This is a genomic window from Pseudoalteromonas sp. S1610 (assembly GCF_005887465.1).
In the GTDB taxonomy this organism is placed as follows: Bacteria; Pseudomonadota; Gammaproteobacteria; order Enterobacterales; family Alteromonadaceae; genus Pseudoalteromonas; species Pseudoalteromonas undina.
Genome location: NZ_PNDI01000019.1, coordinates 34,440 through 54,981, shown reverse-complemented (window position 1 = coordinate 54,981; position 20,542 = coordinate 34,440). Strand labels below are relative to the sequence as shown.

20 protein-coding genes are annotated in these 20,542 nt (G+C 40.9%); 13 read left to right on the top strand and 7 right to left on the bottom strand.

Going from position 1 to position 20,542, the window contains the following annotated elements; translation table 11 throughout:
• The first annotated feature begins 72 nt into the window (after window positions 1-72).
• The 7 genes from lptM to CWB77_RS09205 all read left to right on the top strand — a co-directional run bounded on the left by lptM (window position 73) and on the right by CWB77_RS09205 (window position 5,099).
• A complete protein-coding gene (lptM, locus tag CWB77_RS09235; protein WP_010392638.1) occupies window positions 73-252 on the top strand; it encodes an LPS translocon maturation chaperone LptM in 180 nt (59 codons plus the stop codon).
• Window positions 253-1,506, top strand: coding sequence for a diaminopimelate decarboxylase (lysA, locus tag CWB77_RS09230; protein WP_138622451.1), 1,254 nt, complete (start codon window positions 253-255; stop codon window positions 1,504-1,506).
• Window positions 1,507-1,570: 64 nt separating this feature from the next.
• Entirely contained in the window at window positions 1,571-2,401 is an 831-nt protein-coding gene (gene dapF / locus CWB77_RS09225) for a diaminopimelate epimerase (protein WP_138622449.1), read from the top strand.
• Entirely contained in the window at window positions 2,398-3,009 is a 612-nt protein-coding gene (locus CWB77_RS09220; protein WP_010392634.1) for a DUF484 family protein, read from the top strand. Before dapF ends, CWB77_RS09220 begins: the two co-directional genes overlap by 4 nt.
• Window positions 3,006-3,950, top strand: coding sequence for a tyrosine recombinase XerC (locus CWB77_RS09215; protein WP_075170870.1), 945 nt, complete (start codon window positions 3,006-3,008; stop codon window positions 3,948-3,950). The genes CWB77_RS09220 and CWB77_RS09215 overlap by 4 nt, the downstream gene beginning before the upstream one ends.
• Before the next feature lie 10 nt (window positions 3,951-3,960).
• A complete protein-coding gene (locus CWB77_RS09210) occupies window positions 3,961-4,665 on the top strand; it encodes an HAD-IA family hydrolase (RefSeq protein WP_076919936.1) in 705 nt (234 codons plus the stop codon).
• A gap of 74 nt (window positions 4,666-4,739) precedes the next feature.
• A complete protein-coding gene (locus CWB77_RS09205) occupies window positions 4,740-5,099 on the top strand; it encodes a HopJ type III effector protein (protein WP_138622447.1) in 360 nt (119 codons plus the stop codon).
• A 14-nt stretch (window positions 5,100-5,113) separates the two neighbouring features.
• Here the strand turns inward: CWB77_RS09205 and CWB77_RS09200 are convergent, their stop codons facing one another.
• Together CWB77_RS09200 and CWB77_RS09195 are read right to left on the bottom strand one after the other, a co-directional pair.
• Window positions 5,114-5,533 carry a GNAT family N-acetyltransferase gene (locus CWB77_RS09200; RefSeq protein ID WP_138622445.1) on the bottom strand — a complete coding sequence of 140 codons (420 nt, stop codon included), beginning with the start codon at window positions 5,531-5,533 and terminating at the stop codon, window positions 5,114-5,116.
• Between the two features lie 40 nt (window positions 5,534-5,573).
• A complete protein-coding gene (locus CWB77_RS09195) occupies window positions 5,574-5,879 on the bottom strand; it encodes a DUF6482 family protein (RefSeq protein WP_008109023.1) in 306 nt (101 codons plus the stop codon).
• A gap of 91 nt (window positions 5,880-5,970) precedes the next feature.
• Between CWB77_RS09195 and CWB77_RS09190 the strand changes: the two genes are divergently transcribed.
• The 3 genes from CWB77_RS09190 (at window position 5,971) to CWB77_RS09180 (ending at window position 8,369) form a co-directional block, all read left to right on the top strand.
• A complete protein-coding gene (locus tag CWB77_RS09190) occupies window positions 5,971-6,660 on the top strand; it encodes a pseudouridine synthase (RefSeq protein WP_138622443.1) in 690 nt (229 codons plus the stop codon).
• A gap of 113 nt (window positions 6,661-6,773) precedes the next feature.
• Complete coding sequence (locus tag CWB77_RS09185; protein ID WP_008109021.1) at window positions 6,774-7,148, top strand: BlaI/MecI/CopY family transcriptional regulator; 375 nt, start codon at window positions 6,774-6,776, stop codon at window positions 7,146-7,148.
• A gap of 9 nt (window positions 7,149-7,157) precedes the next feature.
• Window positions 7,158-8,369 (top strand): M56 family metallopeptidase, encoded by a 1,212-nt coding sequence (locus tag CWB77_RS09180; protein ID WP_138622441.1) that lies wholly within the window; start codon window positions 7,158-7,160, stop codon window positions 8,367-8,369.
• A 74-nt stretch (window positions 8,370-8,443) separates the two neighbouring features.
• Here the strand turns inward: CWB77_RS09180 and CWB77_RS09175 are convergent, their stop codons facing one another.
• Entirely contained in the window at window positions 8,444-8,827 is a 384-nt protein-coding gene (locus CWB77_RS09175) for an MAPEG family protein (RefSeq protein ID WP_076919941.1), read from the bottom strand.
• A gap of 243 nt (window positions 8,828-9,070) precedes the next feature.
• On the opposite strand from CWB77_RS09175, the gene CWB77_RS09170 reads away from it, so the two are divergent.
• Window positions 9,071-9,952 carry a DMT family transporter gene (locus tag CWB77_RS09170; protein ID WP_010392614.1) on the top strand — a complete coding sequence of 294 codons (882 nt, stop codon included), beginning with the start codon at window positions 9,071-9,073 and terminating at the stop codon, window positions 9,950-9,952.
• Between the two features lie 40 nt (window positions 9,953-9,992).
• On the opposite strand, the gene CWB77_RS09165 is transcribed toward CWB77_RS09170, so the two are convergent.
• From CWB77_RS09165 to CWB77_RS09150, 4 genes are all read right to left on the bottom strand, one after another.
• Window positions 9,993-10,310, bottom strand: a complete 318-nt coding sequence (locus tag CWB77_RS09165) for a DMT family transporter (protein ID WP_010392612.1) — start codon at window positions 10,308-10,310, stop codon at window positions 9,993-9,995.
• Window positions 10,310-11,842: a carbon-nitrogen hydrolase family protein gene (locus CWB77_RS09160; protein ID WP_138622439.1), complete on the bottom strand. Its 1,533-nt coding sequence runs from the start codon at window positions 11,840-11,842 to the stop codon at window positions 10,310-10,312. The genes CWB77_RS09165 and CWB77_RS09160 overlap by 1 nt, the downstream gene beginning before the upstream one ends.
• An 88-nt stretch (window positions 11,843-11,930) precedes the next feature.
• Window positions 11,931-12,779: an MBL fold metallo-hydrolase gene (locus CWB77_RS09155; protein ID WP_138622437.1), complete on the bottom strand. Its 849-nt coding sequence runs from the start codon at window positions 12,777-12,779 to the stop codon at window positions 11,931-11,933.
• 75 nt (window positions 12,780-12,854) lie between these two features.
• Window positions 12,855-15,143: a penicillin acylase family protein gene (locus CWB77_RS09150; RefSeq protein ID WP_138622435.1), complete on the bottom strand. Its 2,289-nt coding sequence runs from the start codon at window positions 15,141-15,143 to the stop codon at window positions 12,855-12,857.
• Window positions 15,144-15,299: 156 nt separating this feature from the next.
• Between CWB77_RS09150 and ycaO the strand changes: the two genes are divergently transcribed.
• Window positions 15,300-17,060 carry a 30S ribosomal protein S12 methylthiotransferase accessory factor YcaO gene (gene ycaO / locus CWB77_RS09145; RefSeq protein WP_138622433.1) on the top strand — a complete coding sequence of 587 codons (1,761 nt, stop codon included), beginning with the start codon at window positions 15,300-15,302 and terminating at the stop codon, window positions 17,058-17,060.
• Between the two features lie 117 nt (window positions 17,061-17,177).
• Window positions 17,178-20,516 (top strand): ATP-binding protein, encoded by a 3,339-nt coding sequence (locus CWB77_RS09140; protein ID WP_138622431.1) that lies wholly within the window; start codon window positions 17,178-17,180, stop codon window positions 20,514-20,516.
• Window positions 20,517-20,542 lie beyond the last annotated feature (26 nt).

Sequence of the window (20,542 nt, the reverse complement as noted above, 5' to 3'; positions counted from 1 at the left end):
ATCCGCGAATAGCTGCATTTTTTAGATATTCTGTTACTCTGCGATTATAAAGCCAGCAACCGTATTAATCTAATGAAAGCGACATATACCTTACAATTAAAACAACTATTAATCAGCACCGTATTGTTGTGTGCATTAGCTGGCTGTGGCCAAAGCGGCCCGCTGTACTTACCCGAGCAGCCTGCTGAACAAAACCAGCCAACTGACATTCCTAACAAACAAACACCCGCCGAGCAACAACAGGAGCAGTAAATGGATTTTTTTAATTATAAAAACAACCAACTATTTGCTGAAGATGTCAGCGTAGCAACCATTGCACAGCACTATGGTACGCCGTGTTATGTGTATTCCAGAGCCACGTTTGAACGCCATTATTTAGCGTTTGCTAATGCGACTCAAGATCACAAAAGCCTAGTGTGTTATGCCGTTAAAGCAAATTCAAATATTGCGGTGTTAAACATATTGGCACGACTTGGTGCGGGTTTTGATATTGTCTCAAAAGGCGAATTAGCACGGGTGATAAAAGCCGGAGGCGCTGCTAACAAAGTGGTATTTTCTGGGGTTGCTAAAACGGCTGACGAAATTGCTTATGCGTTAGAATTAGGTATTAAATGCTTTAACGTTGAGTCAATTTCAGAGCTTGAGCGCATTTCAGAAGTGGCCTGCGAGCTTAATTTAGACGCGCCAATTTCTATTCGTGTTAATCCCGATATTGATGCCAAAACACATCCGTATATTTCTACTGGACTTAAAGAAAATAAGTTTGGTATTGGAATCGAGTCTGCATTAAGTGTGTATCAACATGCGGTATCATTACCTGGCTTAACGATTGTTGGCGTAGATTGCCACATTGGCTCACAGCTTACACAAACCAAACCGTTTTTAGAGGCGCTTGATAAACTACTGGCATTAATTGATGAATTAAAAAATGCAGGTATTGAGCTAAGCCATTTAGATATAGGTGGAGGCCTTGGAGTAACCTACGACGACGAACAACCTCCGCACCCAAGTGAATATGCAGCACAAGTAACGCAGCGCCTTGCAAATTACCGTCACCTAGAACTGATTTTTGAGCCCGGGCGAGCCATTGCCGCAAACGCGGGGATTTTAGTAACACAAGTTGAGTTTATTAAACAAAACCAAGACAAGTATTTTGCGATTGTAGATGCGGGTATGAACGACATGTTACGCCCATCACTGTATCAAGCATGGCAAAAAATTATTCCTGTATCAGTGCGTGATGACGAAACACCTACCCACAACTATGACGTGGTTGGCCCGGTGTGTGAAACCGGTGACTTTTTAGGTAAAGACCGACCACTGGCACTCAAACAAGGTGATTTGTTAGTACAGCGAAGCGCTGGAGCCTATGGTTTTACCATGAGCTCAAATTATAACTCACGTCCACGAGTTGCCGAAATAATGGTCGATGGTGAGCAACATCACCTTATTCGCGAACGCGAAACTATCGAAAGCTTATACCAAGGTGAGAAAGTTTTACCATAAACGTTTTTGCCAACTAGCTGCTCTGTGGCATGATTAGCACAGAGCAAAACCGAATTAGAGCGCTATGTTAGTTAATTTTTCCAAAATGCACGGCTTAGGTAACGACTTTGTTGTGATTGATAACATTACACAAAACGTTTTTTTATCTCGTGATCAAATCAAAAAGCTGGCCGATCGCTATTTCGGCATTGGGTTTGATCAACTACTGATGGTTGAAGCCCCTTACTCACCCGATCTCGATTTTCACTATCGTATTTTTAACGCTGACGGCCACGAAGTAGAACAATGTGGTAACGGTGCGCGCTGCTTTGCCCGCTTTGTACGCATGAAAGGCTTAACCAATAAACATAAAATCAGCGTGTCGACTAAGTCTGGTAATCTCACCCTGTATATTGAAAAAGACGGTCAAGTAACCGTTAATATGGGTCACCCTAATTTTGAGCCAAATAAAGTTCCACTCAAAGCAACCAAACGTGAGCTGACTTATATTATTCGCGCAGAAGAGCATACCGTTTTTAGTGGTGCCGTATCTATGGGTAACCCTCATTGCGTAATGGAAGTAGACGATATAGAAACAGCCCAAGTGGATACCCTAGGCCCGTTGCTTGAAAACCATGAGCGTTTTCCACAACGCGCGAACATTGGCTTTATGCAGGTTATCTCTCAAGAGCACATTAAACTCAGAGTATGGGAGCGTGGTGTAAGCGAAACACTTGCTTGCGGTACCGGCGCGTGTGCTGCCATGGTGATTGGTTTTATCCAAAATAAGCTCACCAGTACAGTACAAGTTGATTTACCCGGCGGTAGCTTACAAGTGCGCTGGAGTGGCGAGGGCCATCCAGTGCGTATGACAGGTCCCGCTGAACATGTATTTGATGGGCAAGTTGCACTATGAGTGAATTAACTAAACAGCAAGTAATAGATTACTTACAACAGCATCCTGATTTTTTAATTGAGCAACCTAAGCTGTTAGCGCAACTTGAGTTACAACAACAAGTACAGGGTGCTACTTCATTAGTGCATATTCAGCAGCGCCAATTACGCGAGCACAATACACAGCTAAAAAATCAAATAGACAGCATGAGCAAAAATGCGACCCAGAATGAACTGGTTTATCGTTTATTTAGCCAATGTCACCGACAGCTGTGGAGTAATTACGACTTTAATACACTGGCCAGTAACTTACGCAATATTATTTGTATGAGCCCGACTATTAATGAATGCAAACTCGTTAGATACGATAATGCCTTTGAAGAGTTAGTAAAGCATAGATTGTCAGATAGTAATCATTATTTAGGCCGTGTAAATCAGCAAGAACGCGACTTACTCTTCAATAATGATACCCAATCGACCGCACTTTATTTAATTGGTGAGCCGAGTAACCCCTACGCAATTTTGGCTTTTGGCAGCCACGATGAAAACCACTTTGAGCCCTCACAAGATAACTTATTTGTATTAGATTTTGTGCGCTCATTGCAAATACGGTTACTGGAACTGGCATGAGCGATAACGCGCCAAATATAAGCGACTTAAGCGATAGCTGGCGTACACCCATTACATTATTTAGTGATTACTTAAAATTTGAACGTCAATATTCAGCGCACACCGTTAATCAGTATGTCAGCCAATTAGGTTTTGCCGCCTTGTATTTTAATAAACTGTGCGACAATTGGTTTGCGGTACAAAGTGAGCATATTCGTCGTTACAGTATGGCACTGCGGGCAAAACAATTAAGTGGCAGAACAATCAGCTTAAAATTAAGCTGTATACGTAGTTTGTATAAATTTTTAAAAGCAAAAAATATTACTGAGCAAGCGCATTACCACAATCCGGCACAGGGCATAAAAGGTCCTAAATTTGCGCGGCCTTTACCTAAAAACCTTGATGTTGACCAAATGGCTCGTTTACTCGAAATACCCGATGATGATCCACTTGCCATTCGTGATAAAGCGATGATGGAACTGATGTATTCATCAGGCTTACGCATTAGTGAGTTAGTTGGCGCTAACATGCAAGATATAAACACTCGTAGCGGTGAAATATTAGTGCGAGGCAAAGGCGCAAAAGAACGCCTAATACCGGTTGGCTCTAAAGCACTTGAGGCGTTAAACAATTGGCTAGCAGTTCGCCCACTATTTATGGGCTCAGATGAACATGCAGTATTTTTGAGTAGCAAAAAAAGCCGTATTTCTGTACGCCAAGTTCGTTTGCGTATGCAAGAATGGGGGATAAAGCAAGGTATTAGCTCGCAAGTTCATCCGCATAAATTACGCCACTCATTTGCGTCGCATATTTTAGAGTCGTCTGGGGATTTACGAGCAGTGCAAGAATTATTAGGCCACAGTAGTTTATCTGCAACCCAAGTCTATACTCATTTAGATTTTCAGCACTTAGCTAAGGTGTACGATAACACCCACCCACGTGCTAAAAAAAGAACCGATTAGAGCAGCAACTATGATCCGATTTAATCGCGCAATTTCTCCTTTTTCTGTGCTGAGTTTTGACTTAGACGACACCTTGTACGATAACCGCCCTATCATAACCGCAGCCGTTCAGGCGCAAATTGATTATTTAAATGCGCTACCAGGCTACAAAAAACAAGGACCACAGTTTTGGCAGCAATGCCGTGAACTCGCGGCACTACAGCAGCCAGAACTTATTGATGACGTCACACAATGGCGTAAGCATACCTTGCGCTTAGTGTTGTCTGAATTAGGTTTTAAAGGTGATGAAATAGAGCATCATGTACATAAGGCGTATCAAGCATTTGCTGATGAGCGAAGCAATATTACGGTGAGCGAAGACGTACTAATATTGCTTGATAAACTAAGTCAACACTACAAATTGATTGCCATTACTAACGGTAATGTCGAGGTTGATCGATTTAATTTAAAAGATAAGTTTGAACTGGTGTTACAAGCAGGCTTGCATGGTAAAGCTAAACCACACACAACATTATTTGATCAAGCCGCAACACATTTACGTATCAAAAACAGCGATATTTTGCACATAGGTGATAGCCTTGATAGCGATGTGCAAGGTGCTAACAACGCTGGCTGTCAGTCTGTATGGCTGAATAATCAAGCACAAACTTATGCCTACAAAGGGTTGGCTGATATTGAAATAACCAACATTCATGCGTTAACCCATTTAATATAACCTATGCTTGTTTTACTAATAATATAAGTTAGAGTTAGTTAATTAACGACATATTATAATAACAAGGACAGCGTATGACGCTCACAGATTATTTAACAACGCTCGCAGATGAGCCAAAAAGTATTAGCTTTGCTGATACTATGGCCGTTATTGATGAGTACTATACTTTTACAGCATGCAGCTTCAGTAACCATGGGTTATTAAGCTCTGCGAGTGAAAATAACGGTTCGTGCAAAATTTTTGCATTTGCTAAGCTCAACGGTCTTAGTAAACAAAATACCTTAGATTGTTTTGGTAAATTTTACCGCGAAGATGTACTAGACAACCCAAGTGCCGATGATCACATGAATATTCGTACGTTTATGTTAGCGCCCGAGGCAACACCGTTTTTAGGCATTAGCTTTGATGGCACGCCTTTAACCACAAAAGAGTAATATTCAAATCAGCATTATTTAGCCGCTACCAGCGGCTTTTCCATAAAGTAGCGCGTACCGCTGAGCGGATAATTATTTAATTGATATTTAACCTGATAACCACGCTTTTCATAGAAAGGCTTGGCTTGAAAGTCTAAGGTGTCAAGCTGAGCCTGAACGGCACCCATTTCAATTGCTGCATTTTCAAGTGATGTTAATAACGAATCAGCCAAGCCATTACCTCGTGCCGATTCAGCACACCACAACCAACTTATTAGCAGCCAATTGCCAAATACATGACCACTTATACCGGCAACTAATTCATGCTGTTTATCGAGATATTTAAAGCCGAGAGCTTGGCGCTCTGCGTCGAAGTGTTGAGCATTAAACTCAAGTATATTAACACGCAGTGCTTGGTTTAATTGCTCAGTATTTTCTGCCTGCAATAGATACATTGGCTATTCCAAATAGACCTATTTTAGCAAATACCTGATGTTAAAACAGGTTATTTTGTCCAAAGGGAACTTCAAGCATATTGCTAGAAATTTTTTCCGGTTGACCACACATTTCATCATAAGCGCTGGTATGCCTGAGCATCATTTGCGCGTAGGCAATGTCTTCAAAGCGTTTTTGAATATGTAATGGGCTGACTGCCTTTACAAATTCACCATCGCTTTCTTGTACATAGTATTCAACATTATTAATGACAACAGACACTTGATACAAGGCCATTTCCAGTGAATGAACCACCACTTTTTGTAATGGCTGATGCTTTTTTAGTTCTGAAAATTGAATACCCATATTAACCTACCTACTGTTAAATTAACTGTCCAAGTAATCAATACGCAGCTTTGCTATAATCGCGATCAGATTTTTTTAATTACGCGCTATCATGGATACAAAAATTCGACTCGCAAAGTACATAGCGCATGCCGGTGTTTGCTCACGCAAGCAGGCCTCGCGTTTGATTGACGAAGGTGTGGTTATGGTTAATAATCGCCCCGCAAATCATATTGATCATGTGGACGAAAACGACAGTGTCATTGTTAATGGCCAAGCCATTAAAGGCCCTGCCGATTTAGTCTACTTTGCTTATCACAAACCAGTAGGAATTGATTGTAAACTCAATCAGCACGACCCAAGCAGCCTTATTCATCACTTGCCACAACTAACACGGGTATACCCTATTGGTCGCCTTGATAAAGACTCACGCGGATTACTTATTTTAACCAATGATGGGGATTTTTGTAACCAGTTGATCCACCCTGACTATCATCAGCCTAAGCGCTATTTAGTAACCGTCAATAAACCTTTAGATGCGGATTTTTGCGAAGAAATGGCTGCAGGCGTCCCTGTCGACAAGCAAATGACTTTGCCGTGTGAGGTGACTAAAATCACTGACAATCAGTTTAGTATTATTTTAAAACAAGGACTTAATCGACAAATTCGTAAAATGGCGCATTACTATGGTTACAAAGTGATTGATTTATACCGCGTACAAATAAGTGAATTACTGTTAGACCATTTAAATTTACCTGAAAACCAGTTTATAAAAATTAATAAAAGCGACATTTTAGGCTAACAAGCTCACGCTACCCCCCCTCACTTTAATGCGATAAAAAAATATAAAATAAACTTGCAAAAATAGATTACAAGTGTAGTCTTAAATTAAAGATTACACTTGTAGGCAATAAAATGATCGAATTATCAAAAGCAGAATTTGAAGTACTCGATGCGCTATGGATTAGCTACCCCGCTAATGCCAGCCAAATTATTGAGCGCTTGAGTGATGATAAACAATGGCACGAAAAAACCATTAAAACCTTACTAGGTCGATTAGTTAAAAAAGGAGCGCTTAGCTTCGAAAAAGAAGGCCGCCAATATATTTACACCCCCTGTATAGAGCGTGCTGATTACACCCTAAAAGAAAGCCAAAACTTTATTGAGCGCTTTTTTAGTGGCCGTATAGCTCCGTTGGTAAGTGGTTTTGCAAAATCAGAAAAACTCTCTCAACAAGATATAAACGAGCTTAAAAAAGTCATAGATGACTGGGAAAAAAACCAAAAGTAAGGGATTCTCATGGTTATTCAAACAAGCTTTAATTGGCTAATAGAGCAACAGCTATTATTGAGTCTGTTGTTTGCAGGATTTGTTTTACTTGAGCGCTTTGGCTTAAAAGCAATTGGTTCGCAGCTTATTTATAAATTAGTGTGGTTAATACCAGCCTCGCTGCTTGTCGCTAATTTACCCAATGCAATTAGGCCATTACAAAACAGTCCAATTAGTCATTATATCATTACTCCAAATCAACCATTAATAAGCACTATTAGTATTAACTGGGCGCTATTTTATGTAGTTATTACGGCACTGCTTTTATTCGCCACTTGGATTATTCACCGCCGATTTGTAAGCAACCTACAGCTTTGTGAAGTAACAAATTTACAAGCAGAAATAAGCTCAGGGGTAAAAACCTTTACTAGTCATCAAGTGGCAACACCTATGGTAATTGGGGTACTAAATAGCAAGCTAGTTTTACCACACAACTACAATACTCTGTTTGATAAAGCCACATTGGCGCTTATTTTAGAGCACGAAAATGTGCATATAAAACGCAAAGATAACCTAACAAATGCGCTGCTATTACTGGCTACAATTTTAATGTGGTTTAACCCTTTAGCTTGGATGGCATACGCAAGCTGTAGACGTTTGCAGGAGCTAACTTGTGATGAACGGGTACTAAGTAATAAAACCACACAGCAACAAATTTTATACAGCAAAGCCTTAGTAAACTGCGCTGCCAATGCGCCAGCGGGTCTGATGGCTTATTCACACTACGGAGATAAAAAAACCATGTTACAACGACTTACTAATATCAAACATAACGGCGCACATTCGCGCCTAGCAAAAGGAAGCGTGTTACTTATAGCAGCAAGCTTGCTCAGTGGCTTAGCTGTAGCAAAGCAACCTGAAGCATCAGCTAAAAAAGAAACATCTATCGCTCCCGTAATGCGAATCGAACCGCTTTACCCAAAACAAGCGGCGGAACAAGGCATTAGCGGTTCAGTGGTATTAAAATACGACATAACCCCAGCAGGCAAAACAGCTAACATTACTGTTGTAAAAGCTGAACCAGAAGCAGTCTTTAACAAAGAAGCAAAAAGAGCACTGATGCAATGGCAATATACGCCTTCATCAATGGGACAACAGAACGTACTAATACAACTTGATTTTGCACTCAACAGTACAGTTACAAAAAGTGATTTAATAGAGCGAGTTAACATATTGCATTAATGGGAATAAGTGTTTAAGACTATAAAGCAAGCACCCTTTTAGGCTGCTTGCTTTGTGGTTTTTGCTTATTCTCGTTATAAACTGACGGCGATCATGCCAATAGCGGTGCCTATTCCCACCAGCCAAGTGATCGAGCGAATAATATCGAGGTTTAAATAATAAAAAGTACAAAATAAAATACGCGCTACAATATGCGTCATCGCTAAAGTTTCGGTTACGGCATTAACATTGTTTGTGCCTAATACAGCAGCCAAAGCAACGGCAAAAACCGCTAACGATTCAAAACAGTTTTGATGAGCAGCCAGCGCCCGTGCTCCGAGTCCTGTAAGTTGTGTTTGTTGTTGCCGCGGATGTTTATTATCGTAACCACCGAGCTTATTCATTTCTATAATAGCTGGGATCCTTGCAACATAAGGCATGATCACTGCAATTAAGGCGCAAACCAATAAAGTCGTCATTATCATTCTCAAGTTATTATTTATAACTCAAAATAACACAGCAAATAGAAAAAAGCCGCCAAATATAAATAACCTGAGCTCTGGCGGCTAGCAGTAACATCCCTCACACTATAGCCGATTTAAGCAGTGCGTCACTGTGGCAAATTGTCGCAGGTGATGAATATTCATTATGCCTTTTTGATGGTCGCTTTAATGCCAGAGTACTGCTAAATTAGCTCTCCACTTTTTTGTATGTTATTTAAGATGATTTGGATTTTACTGACTATTTTTGCTGCATTTATGCAGTCATGGCGTAACGCTCTGCAAAGCAAATTAAGCGCTCATGTGAGCATTGCTGGCGTCACATTAGCCCGCTTTATTGTGGCAAGCCCTATTGCTGGGCTGTATTTATATGCGCTTTATTATTACCAAGATGCTCCCTTTCCTTCATTCAACCCTTTATTTATTAGCTACATTATTGGTGCCAGCATAGTGCAAATTATTGCCACGGGACTCATGGTTAAATTATTTAAAATGAATAATTTTGCTGTAGGCGCTGGGCTAGCTAAAAGTGAAGCGCTTATGGCGGCCATACTCGGGTTGCTGTTTTTTGGCTCAACGCTTTCATTACTTGGTTGGTTTGGCGTGTTTATTGGTGCAATTGCGGTATTGCTATTAAGTGGTATCGCCAATGTGAAACACTTTAGCTTAAAAACAGCATTAACAGGACTTGCCTGCGGTACCGCCTTTGCGTTGTCATCGTCATGGATCAGAGAAGCCAGTTTAAGCTCAGGTATAGCTTTTCCATATGCGCCTGCATGGGTTTTATTGCTTGTTATTAGTTTACAAACACTAATGCTGTGTATTTATATTGCCTTAAAGGAACGCGATACATTTAAAACTATGTTTCAGCATAAGGGCATGACTTGTACGGTGAGTATATTTAGTTGCTTGGGATCAATAGGTTGGTTTAGCGCAATGAGCTTGCAACATGTTGCCTATGTAAAAACGCTCGGCCAGATAGAAGTATTTTTTACGATGTTAATTGCTGTTTTATGGTTAAAACAACCGCTAAAACGCCAAGATAGCGCTGGGCTATTATTGATTGCAGTGGCTGCGATATTGGTAATGCTGCCGAGCAGCTAAAAAAGCGCAGGTATCAACCTGCGCTTTTTTTTTTTAATAACTAATGACTAATTTTTAGGGTGATCACACCACAAATAATCATTAACACACCAGCAATACGACCAAACGTGGCAGCATCACCGTAAAATAATATACCCACTAAAAACGTACCAGCAGCACCAATACCCGTCCATACTGCGTACGACGTGCCCATAGATATTTGCTTTTGCGCCAACCACAACATAAAGCCGCTCGCGACCATAAACGCAATGGCAATCGCGATGCCCTGCCAACGAGTTTCAGGGGTTTGAGAAATTTTTAACCCTATAGGCCAGCCAATCTCAAGTAACCCAGCAATAATTAAATACATCCACGCCATTAAATATCTCTCTTTTTCAATATCACTTCATACAAATCGTGACGGCGGTCTTTTAAGTTACGCACTGTCCCTTCACTGTGAAGAATTTTTAACTTATCCATATCTAAGTCGCTAAATAATAACATTTCTGTATTGGTGGTGGCTTCATTTAGTGTGGCATCGTGCGGAAATGAAAAGTCCGATGGGGTTAGTACCGCCGACTGCGAAAACTGCACATCTAAGCTTTCTACTTCAGGTAAGTTACCCACAGAGCCTGCAATAACCACATAACATTCGTTTTCAATGGCACGTGCTTGGGCACAATGGCGTACACGCAAGTAACTGTTTTTAGTGTCAGTCCAAAATGGCACAAATAAAATATCCAAACCTTGGGTGGCCAAAATACGTGACAACTCAGGAAATTCGACATCGTAACAAATTTGAATACCTACACGGCCTGCATCTGTATCAAATACAGCAATTTTATCACCGCCTTGGATCACCCAATCGTTTTGTTCATGCGGGGTAATATGAATTTTACGTTGCTCGTCTATTTTACCGCTGCGATGGCATAAATAACTAACGTTATATATTTTATCGTCTTCGGCAAGCGGCATTGAGCCGGTAATAATGTTGGCGTTGTATTCTATCGCCATACGCGACATGGCGTTTTTAAAGGTCTCTGTGTATTCGGCTAAATACCGAATTGCCTCGGTTTGATTACTTTGCTCGGTTAATCCCATCAGTGGCGCATTAAAAAACTCAGGGAATAAAATAAAATCGCTTTTGTAATCAGATACCGTATCAACAAAGTATTCAACTTGCTTAAGCATTTCTTCAACCGATTCAACACAGCGCATTTGCCATTGCACAGCTCCTACGCGCACGATTGATTTAGTTGACTCAATAACGGTGTCGGTTGGCTCATACATAATGTTATTCCACTCAAGTAATGTGGCATAACCGACCGACTCCTGATCTTCAGGTAAGTATTTTTTTAATAATCGTTTAACCTGAAAGTCATTGGCTAATTGAAAACTGAGTATGGGGTCATACAGCTCTTTTTGATCGACCTTAGCAATGTATTCCATCGGGGTCATTTCACTGCTGTGATTGTAATAACGCGGAATACGGCCACCCGCTAAAATAGCGCGTAAATTATACTGACGGCACAATTCTTTTCGCGCATCATATAAACGGCGTCCTAAACGCATGCCTCGGTATTGTTCACTAATAGCAGCATCCAAACCGTATAAAGCATCCCCTGTGGTGTCGCTAAATACACGGTCGTGGCCATCGGCAATATCTTCATAGGTATGCGGGTTTGAAAAGCGCGCATAATCTACCTGTACACTCAGCGCTAAACCCACCAGCACGCCGTCATCCACAATACCGATTTGCCCTTCAGGGAACTGATCGATGAGTCTAAAAATAGTATGGCTTGGCCATGCTCCGCCTAGGTCGGGGTAAGCTTCGTCCATCAAGGTTTTAATTTGTGGGTATTGTTCTCGGGTTAAGTTACAAATTTCAAGATGGGTTTTTTCTGCCGACATACGCAACTCCTTGGGGCATGTAAGAATCAAAAAAGCTGAACACATGCTCAGCTTTATTAGGTTTATGCGTTTTTATTCGCGCTTTGCGCTACTTTAAACTGCGATAAAAAAGTGTGGTTACCCGCTCTTTAGGTAACCAATTAGCATATTCAAGGCCAAGTTCTGACAATGGATCTGCTTTAAGTACCTGCTCTAAACTGGCGTCATTTTGCATTGCTTTTAGCATAACATCTTTCGCTTTTTGCACCAGCTTACGATACGTGATCAGTCCTGAACGGTCACTTAGCGGGCCATGACCAGGAATAACTTGGGTTTTATCATCAATCTGATTAATCACATCATCAACCGCCGCTAAAACACCATCAACGCTCCCCCCACTGTCTACATCAACAAACGGTAGGCTGCCAAAGTTAAAGTAAATATCGCCCATGTGCACAATATTATCATTATTGAAAAAAATCACCGCATCGCCATCGGTGTGGGCATGTTGATAATGCACAACATACGCTTGCTCATTATTAAAGTGCAGTGTTAAATCATCACCAAAACTAATTCGTGGTAGGTAATCCGACCCTTCGCCATGTTTTTCTTTTAGGCGTTTATGTACATTATTGTGGGCAATAACATGGGCTCCGGCTTTAGCAAAGTTTTCGTTACCACCGGTGTGATCGCCATGATGATGAGTGTTAATTACAAACTCTGCACTGCCTGGCTTTAAGTCGCTAATGGTTTTTTTAATATCATCTGAGAGTTTGGCAAACTGATCATCAATGATATATATGCCATCATCCCCTACGCTGGCTGCAATGTTGCCACCTTGTCCGTATAGAACGTACACATGCTCGCTCAGTTGCTTAGCTGTAACTGGGTTGTCATCCGCCGCCGCGTAGTTGCTCAGTAGTAAAGTCGTTATTAATGCCGGTAGTAATTTTTTCATTGTTGTAACCCTATAATTAATAATCATGGTTATAAAACGTGATAGCAACTTATTTAGCTCACTCTGCATCCAAAGCTAGTCGTTGATAGGCACTATTTCAATTTGATGCATGAATGTTTGCGGTAACAATGGGGTGTGCTTTCCTTCTACATATTCATCAAAACCGGCTCGATAAAACTCAGAAAGCGGGTGCCCTGATTGCCCTCCTGGCACTGTTAAAATGGCACTTTCTAAATGTCCAGGTTGGGCAATAAATCGCTGCGATGCGCCAAAACTGGTTTTTTGTACGGCAGGCATATAGCTATCACCAAACCCTGGAGCGGTAGGCATATTTAGTAGCTTACTCAATAGAGGTATTTGTTTAGCAAATGGGTGTTCAATCGCTAATTCGTTTACTTTACCCCATTGCCAGTTTTGAATGTTATTACCAAACTTTGCTGTTAACTGCGCGAGAGTTTGCTCAAAAGCTGCCTGTAATTGCTGCTCCCAATTCGTAAATTGCGGGTTAACCCAACTTGCTGGCTGCGCTTTTATTAATTGCCAAACAGCGGGCTCTAAATCGCGTTTTACATAACTTAATGTACCATCCTGCTGATTGAGGCTAGCTTCAATACTACTAAATAAAATATTTATTAGTTCATCACGATACGTTTTAACTAAAGTATAACCAACGGAGGTTGAGCAGGCGCATTGCTGCCAGTTATCCAGTGCATTGATATAATCTGCATTGTGTTCTGGCTGCTGTTTTAACTGCTCAAGTAATAAGCTATGCCAAGGAGTTAAAAAACGCGCTTGATTGTCTAACTGTAATTGGTAAAAGTCGCCTTCGTTAAACTGCTGTTTTTCAAATAACCGATCGCGAATTTGCATCGCACGAGCACCTAGGGCATAGCCGCCATTACCAAAACGTGCATTATCCTCAGCAGAGACCACTCGCGAATTCCCTGTCCATAGACGCCCACTCTCAGGGTTTTTAACAAACGGGCGAATAACTTCATTTTGCTGCCAAGTTGCTACATATTCACTTTCATTAATGGCTAACTCACTGGGTACTGTTCGTGCAGGAATACCGCCCATGTGTTTCCAAGCTGCACTGCCTTGACTATCTACCACCATTAAGTTTTGTACCGGAATACCCACGTTACTTGCAATATTAAGGGCATCATCCACTGTTTCAGCCTGCTCAAGCTGTAACAATTGCATATCAACGGCATACGGCTGATGCGCAGCCCAACTTAAGGCATAAGGCTGATTGTTAATGTATTTAACAGGGCCATACTCACTTAGCGTTAAGGGATAGATTTCATCGTTGCCATTATCCAAGGTAATCACTTCATTTACTTGCCATGTTTTACTGCTATCCGTTAGTGCAACCCAGTCGGCTGTATCTATATAGCCATTAGTAAATCCCCATGCAATTTTATTATTACTGCCAACCACAATGGCTGGCGCTCCTGGTAACGAAACACCGGTTACTTGATAAGCTTGATTGTTATGAGTGTAATTAAGCTGCGCTCGATACCAAATAACCGGCACCGCCATTGATAAGTGCATATCATCTGAAAGCATCGCAGCTTGAGTATTAGTTAAATCTGCGGTCACTGCCCAGTTATTACTGCCTACTTCTAAATTAGCAGTAATGCTTTTAATCGCCGCTAATGGCTGCGTTGGTAACTGGGGTATAGTTTGGGTATAAGGTGCTAAAACACTGCCATCTAATGCTGCTTGGTATTGGCTTGGTTGGGTTAAAAATTCAACCATTTTTGCGCCATATTGCTGTTGTATTTGAATTAAAGCTTGGTCGCGCTCAAAGGTCGCAGTTTGTAAATCTAAATACATGCTAAAAATAACTAACAGACTATCTTCGCTTTGCCATGGTTGTTGCTCAGCCCCTGTAAGTAGGTATTCAAAACTTGGGTACCCTACTTGCGCAAGTCCTTCGTTTACCCCTTGTGCATAGCTTTTTAGTAGTTGCTTATCGGCTTGGGGGAGAGTTTTTAAAATCGCTTGGCTGCGTTTACGTAATTGATGAAAGCGCATTTTTTTATCAAGAGCGAGCGCGGCTTTACCAAATAGCTCACTGAGCTCACCTGCGGCATTACGTCTAAGTAAATCCATTTGAAAAAAGCGATCTTGCCCGTGAGCATAACCTAAGCCATAGGCAGCATCGTGGCGAGTTGCTGCAGTAATAACAGCTTGGCCAAGCGTATCTCGAGCAACTTTAACTGGCTGCGTTACCGCATCGCTTCGGCCTTTACCATCAAGGGTAGGTAAACTTAAGGTCAACACGCCGTATACAATAGCAGTCCCCCCAAGCGCTAAAACCACAACAATTAATAGCAACCGTTTGATTACTTTAAACATAAATATACCCTTCAACTATTTCAATAAACTATTATTAGCATATATTCATAATCGTTCTATTAAAAACGCTACGAAAAGCGGGTAAAGGGTGAAATAAACATCAAAATCCACGATAATACACAGTTCATGTATTGTGCAGACCTAGTTGAGATCAAAATGACTGAAAAAACATTTATTAAAGGTAAAGACCGCGATTTAGAATCGTCTATCTCTACCATGCAAAACAAGCTAAAAGCGCTAAATATTAATATTGAAGAAGCGCTATGGCTTAACCCTGTAGCAAACTGTTATTCAGTTCATATAAAAGATAGCGACTGTGGTGTGATGTTTACTAACGGTAAAGGTGCTACTGATAAAGCCTCTATCGCTTCTGCGCTAGGTGAATATTTTGAGCGTTTAAGCTGTAACTACTTTTTTGCTGATTTTTACTTAGGTGAAGAATTTGCCAATGGTGACTTTACTCATTACCCGAACGAAAAGTGGTTTAAAGTAGCAGAAGATGAAGTACCACAAGGGATTATGGATGAAAGCTTATGGGATTACTTCGACCCTGAGCGTGAATTAACTGCCTCACACCTTTATGACTTTAATTCTGGTAATTTTGAGCGTGGTATTTGTACTGTGCCTTATACCCGCCAGCGCGACGGTAAAGATATTTATATTCCGGTGAACGTGATTGGTAATATTTTTGTATCCAACGGTATGAGTGCTGGTAATACTAAATTTGAAGCCCGTGTACAGGGGTTATCTGAGGTATTTGAACGCGCCATTAAAAATCGCATTATTGCTGAAGGTATTAGCTTACCGATCGTGCCTGAAGATGTGGTAAAACAATACCCTAAAATTCATGAAGCCTGTGAAGAATTGCGTAGCCATGGCTTCCATTTACGTATTGCAGATGCCTCACTTGGCGGTAAATACCCTGTAATGAGTGTTACGCTAATCAACCCAGTGGATGGCTCTGTGTTTGCCTCTTTTGGTGCTCATCCTTCATTTGAAGTGGCGCTAGAGCGAACCGTTACCGAATTACTGCAAGGTCGTCGTCTAGATCAACTAGACGTATTTCAGCCTGCCACTTTTGACAACGACGAAGTAGCCACACCTGAAAACATTGAACTGCACTTTATTGATTCAAGCGGTTTAATTTCTCATGACTTTTTCCGTTCTGAAGCAGACTTTGAATTTGTACATTGGGACTTTAGTGGTTCAACTGAGCAAGAATATAACTTCTGTACTGATTTAATTCACAGCATGGGCCATGATATCTACATCATGGATTACACCCACTTAAATGTGTATGCATGTCGTATTTTAGTGCCTGGTATGTCTGATATTTATCCGGTAGATGAGCTTATTTGGCGTAATAACAACGAAGGGGCTAAATTCCGCGAAACTTTCTTATCACTTGATCAGTATGATACTGAGCAACTGATGGAAATTTACGATAACCTCGAAGAAGCTGGTCACAGCGATATTATTCGCGCTGCTGAATTCATTGGCTTAGCAACCGATGCCGATACGCCTTGGCATACTCTACGTATTGGTGAACTGAAAGCACACTTATGCTTAGCCGCAGGTAGCGAAGAAGCGATTGATTGGGTTGACTGGATTTTACATACCGGCCAAGTTAATGAAGACGCGATGCGTCATTTCCGTTGTTTAAAAGCTATTTTAGAAATTAAATACGATGACGAACGTGAATATGCAAGTTACCAAGACGCCTTAGGGCTTATGTTTGGCGCTAATAATGTCACCCTTGCAATTGAGATTGCAGAAGGTCGGACACGCTTTAACGGCTTAACTTTCCCAGGTTTATCGCTTGAAGGCTTTAAAAAGCACGCCGCATTACTGGATGGCTACCGCAAGTTACATGTTGCGAAACAGAAGCATTGGGCACGCGAAGTTAGTGACTCATAATATCTAAACGTGTATATAGTTAAAAAGAAAATGGCGCATATTTAACTGCGCCATTTTTGTTTCTAGTGTTAGTTAGCTATAGTTAAGCTTTCTATATTAACAATTTAATTACACCCTATGTGGCAACAACGCAAAAGTAAACGCACATCCATTTATAATTTTAAGCTTACCTTTTTATTTGCAATCAGTTTACTTGTAATAACTAGCTTAGTGCTTGAGCGGCTTAATTATAATCGGGCAAAAGATGCTTACCGTTTACAAGTCCTTTCTCAAGTCAGTGCCTACAGAGCCCAGCTTGAAGCTACTTTGGTATCAAATATTCAGTTAATACGTGGCTTGGCTGTAGCCGTTGCTGCTGAGCCAAATTTAAGCCAAACACGTTTTGGGCAAATTGCCGCCCCACTGTTTAACACCTCTAACGAACTACGCAATATTGGTGCTGCACCTAATATGGTCATCACAATGACCTACCCGCTTAAAGGGAATGAAAAAGCCATTGGACTCAATTTTTTAGAAAATAAAGCGCAACGCGATGATGCTATTAAAGCACGCGATACTAATACCATTGTAATGGCTGGACCGCTCACGTTAGTTCAAGGCAATGAAGCTTTGATTGCACGAGTGCCGGTTTATTTACCTGAAGACCAATCTTTTTGGGGGCTGCTTTCTGTGGTGCTCGATCTAGAAAAAGTCTATAACAACGCAGGGATTTTCGAATTACAAAAAAAATACACCGTTGCCATTCAAGGACGTAACGGGTTAGGTAAGCAAGGTGAGTTTTTCTTTGGTGACCCAGAAATTACAAGCCAAAATCCGCTTGAGTTTAATCTAAATTTCCAAGGCGGTGCTTGGCAGCTCTATGTAGTGCCAAAAACAGGTTGGCAGCCAGCATCGTCGTCTGTCTGGCCATTACGTATTGTTATTAGTGTTATTTTAAGTTTGCTTATTTTTGCGTTTTTATTGTTTTTAAAAATGCTCAATAGAGAACACGAAAACGAAAAAATGCTCGAGGTAATGAGTAACCTAGCTCAAGTAGGTGCATGGTCATTTGATTTAGAAAAAAAACAGGTATTTTGGTCAGACATGACCAAAAAGATATTTGAATACCCTTTAGATGAGCAACCTAAATGGTCATCCGATTTATATTACTTTAAAGAGGGAAAAAGCAGAGATAAGGCAGCTGAACTGATCACTAAAGCGGTTAAATACAGTGAAAGTTACGAGGCTGAACTTGAAGTTATTAATGCCAAAGGCGAAGTAATTTGGGCACTCATACATGGTGAAGCAGAGCATAAAAATGGACGCTGCATAAGAATATTCGGCTCATTACAAAATATTGATTCCCGTAAAAAGGTAGCAATAGAAGATCAAAAAATAGCCCGCTTTAACGAAACTTTAGCGTCGCTAACAATTAGCGACCACATATTAAATGGTAAATTTAGCGAATCTAAAGAGCTAATTACTCGTGCGGTGTGTCGTGCACTTAAAGTGAATACAGTAAGCATTCGCTTGTTTGATAAGCACAAAACTCAACTGAGTCCTATTGCAAGTTATAGCCAAAATAACAGTGATAATAATACCCCTTGGCGCCAGCAAGACATTCCTGATTTTTTTACCACCCTAGAAAAGAAAGCCGTTTTTAGCGCCCAGAATGCTCAACAACAAGCTTGCCTCGCACCCTTAGCAAAAAGCTACCTAGAACCTTCATCTATAAAAGCAATGCTCTGTGTAATGATCCCCGCAGGCAGCGGATCAATTGGTGTTGTATGCGCAGAACAAGCAAGCGTTAGAGCATGGACGCAAAACGAAGAAGGTTTTTTAATTGCAATCGGCGCACTAATAGGAAGCCTTTACTCTAGTGAACAGCGCATAGAAACGGAAGCAGAACTAGTAATGGCAAAAGAAGCCGCTGAACAAGCGGTGATCGCTAAAAGTGAGTTTTTAGCCAGCATGAGTCATGAAATTCGCACCCCGATGAATGGGGTGTTAGGTATGCTTAATATCATTCAGGCGACCTCTCTTGATCAGCAACAACGTCATCATATTAAACTTGCCCAGTCGTCAGCAGAATCTTTATTAGGGATTATTAATGATATTTTAGACTTTTCTAAAATAGAAGCTGGTAAGTTAGACATAGAAAGCATTCAATTTAATCTACCACAATTACTCGGCGAAATTGTGGAGTCGTTTGCGCTCAAGGCCGAAAGCAATAACACCCAATTGATTTTAGATACTACGCATGTAAGCACCAGTGAGATTGTGTGTGATCCAAATAGATTGCGACAAATTTTAAATAATTTGATTGCCAATGCCGTTAAATTTACTCAAAACGGACAAGTACTGGTAACCGCTACTATAGAAAAAACTCTCGATGATACGACTTTAGAATGTGCGATTATTGATACCGGCATTGGTATTAGTTTAGAGAAGCAAAAACAGTTATTTGATTCTTTTACTCAAGCTGATGCATCAACAACCCGCCAATATGGCGGCACCGGTTTAGGCTTGGCAATAGTTAAGCAGCTGTGCGAACTCATGGGAGGCGAAGTAAGTGTATATAGCCTACCTAATGAAGGCAGCACCTTTACTTTTTCAGTCAACATTACCTCAGTGATAGACCAAGCATTTGATTTAGATTGCCAACATATACAAGCAAAGCGAATACTCATTGTTGATAATAGCGAGATGAATGCCACCATCATCGAAAAGCAATTAACGCTATGGGGCGCAGATGTCAGTGCAGTGTGTGATTATAAAGAAGTTGAAACTTATATAACTAATAATCAACAAACACCGCCGGATGTGGCAATTATTGATACAAGCTTTTTGGAGCCTGTAGCACACCCCTTGGCTGAAAAGTTGAAACATTTTTTAGTGAACAGTCATATTCTGATTATGGCTCCAATGAGCTATTCAAAAAGCAATTTATTTTATGGAAACAATGAAGCAGCCTTAATTTTTAAACCACTCACCGCTATTGGTTTGTATGACACGCTGGTAAAAGTAACATTGGCAGCACAGCCCAAAGAGTTAGCGCTCCCTCCAGCGATTAATACACCTAAAAAAGCGAAAGGCCATGTGTTGTTAGTAGAGGATAACAAAGTAAATCAAGTAGTTGCCTGTGCATTATTAAAACAAGCCGAGCTCACTTTTGATATTGCAGAGGATGGCGAGGATGCACTAACGAAATTAAACCAAGCAAACGCAAACACTTATCAACTTATTCTAATGGATTGCCAAATGCCTATTATGGATGGATACCAAGCTACCATGGCTATTAGAGAGGGCCTCGCGGGTCTAGAGAATCAAACCATCCCCATTATTGCACTAACGGCTAATGCAATGCGCGGAGATAAAGACAAATGTTTAAATGCCGGTATGAACGACTATTTAAGTAAACCTCTCGATGGCCCTGCTATGCATGCTAAATTGCAACAATGGCTTAGCGCTAAATAACAGTGTAAGCTTAAAATAGAATCGAT

Coding starts and splice junctions, on each gene's coding strand:
- CWB77_RS09200 (WP_138622445.1), bottom strand. CDS start 5,533: ATGTATCTATTGCAGGCAGAAAATACTGAGCAATTAAACCAAGCACTG.
- lysA (WP_138622451.1), top strand. CDS start 253: ATGGATTTTTTTAATTATAAAAACAACCAACTATTTGCTGAAGATGTC.
- CWB77_RS09165 (WP_010392612.1), bottom strand. CDS start 10,310: ATGGCGTGGATGTATTTAATTATTGCTGGGTTACTTGAGATTGGCTGG.
- CWB77_RS09150 (WP_138622435.1), bottom strand. CDS start 15,143: ATGTTTAAAGTAATCAAACGGTTGCTATTAATTGTTGTGGTTTTAGCG.
- CWB77_RS09215 (WP_075170870.1), top strand. CDS start 3,006: ATGAGCGATAACGCGCCAAATATAAGCGACTTAAGCGATAGCTGGCGT.
- CWB77_RS09185 (WP_008109021.1), top strand. CDS start 6,774: ATGATCGAATTATCAAAAGCAGAATTTGAAGTACTCGATGCGCTATGG.
- lptM (WP_010392638.1), top strand. CDS start 73: ATGAAAGCGACATATACCTTACAATTAAAACAACTATTAATCAGCACC.
- ycaO (WP_138622433.1), top strand. CDS start 15,300: ATGACTGAAAAAACATTTATTAAAGGTAAAGACCGCGATTTAGAATCG.
- CWB77_RS09140 (WP_138622431.1), top strand. CDS start 17,178: ATGTGGCAACAACGCAAAAGTAAACGCACATCCATTTATAATTTTAAG.
- CWB77_RS09180 (WP_138622441.1), top strand. CDS start 7,158: ATGGTTATTCAAACAAGCTTTAATTGGCTAATAGAGCAACAGCTATTA.
- CWB77_RS09160 (WP_138622439.1), bottom strand. CDS start 11,842: ATGTCGGCAGAAAAAACCCATCTTGAAATTTGTAACTTAACCCGAGAA.
- CWB77_RS09155 (WP_138622437.1), bottom strand. CDS start 12,779: ATGAAAAAATTACTACCGGCATTAATAACGACTTTACTACTGAGCAAC.
- CWB77_RS09210 (WP_076919936.1), top strand. CDS start 3,961: ATGATCCGATTTAATCGCGCAATTTCTCCTTTTTCTGTGCTGAGTTTT.
- CWB77_RS09190 (WP_138622443.1), top strand. CDS start 5,971: ATGGATACAAAAATTCGACTCGCAAAGTACATAGCGCATGCCGGTGTT.
- CWB77_RS09170 (WP_010392614.1), top strand. CDS start 9,071: ATGATTTGGATTTTACTGACTATTTTTGCTGCATTTATGCAGTCATGG.
- dapF (WP_138622449.1), top strand. CDS start 1,571: ATGTTAGTTAATTTTTCCAAAATGCACGGCTTAGGTAACGACTTTGTT.
- CWB77_RS09195 (WP_008109023.1), bottom strand. CDS start 5,879: ATGGGTATTCAATTTTCAGAACTAAAAAAGCATCAGCCATTACAAAAA.
- CWB77_RS09205 (WP_138622447.1), top strand. CDS start 4,740: ATGACGCTCACAGATTATTTAACAACGCTCGCAGATGAGCCAAAAAGT.
- CWB77_RS09175 (WP_076919941.1), bottom strand. CDS start 8,827: ATGACGACTTTATTGGTTTGCGCCTTAATTGCAGTGATCATGCCTTAT.
- CWB77_RS09220 (WP_010392634.1), top strand. CDS start 2,398: ATGAGTGAATTAACTAAACAGCAAGTAATAGATTACTTACAACAGCAT.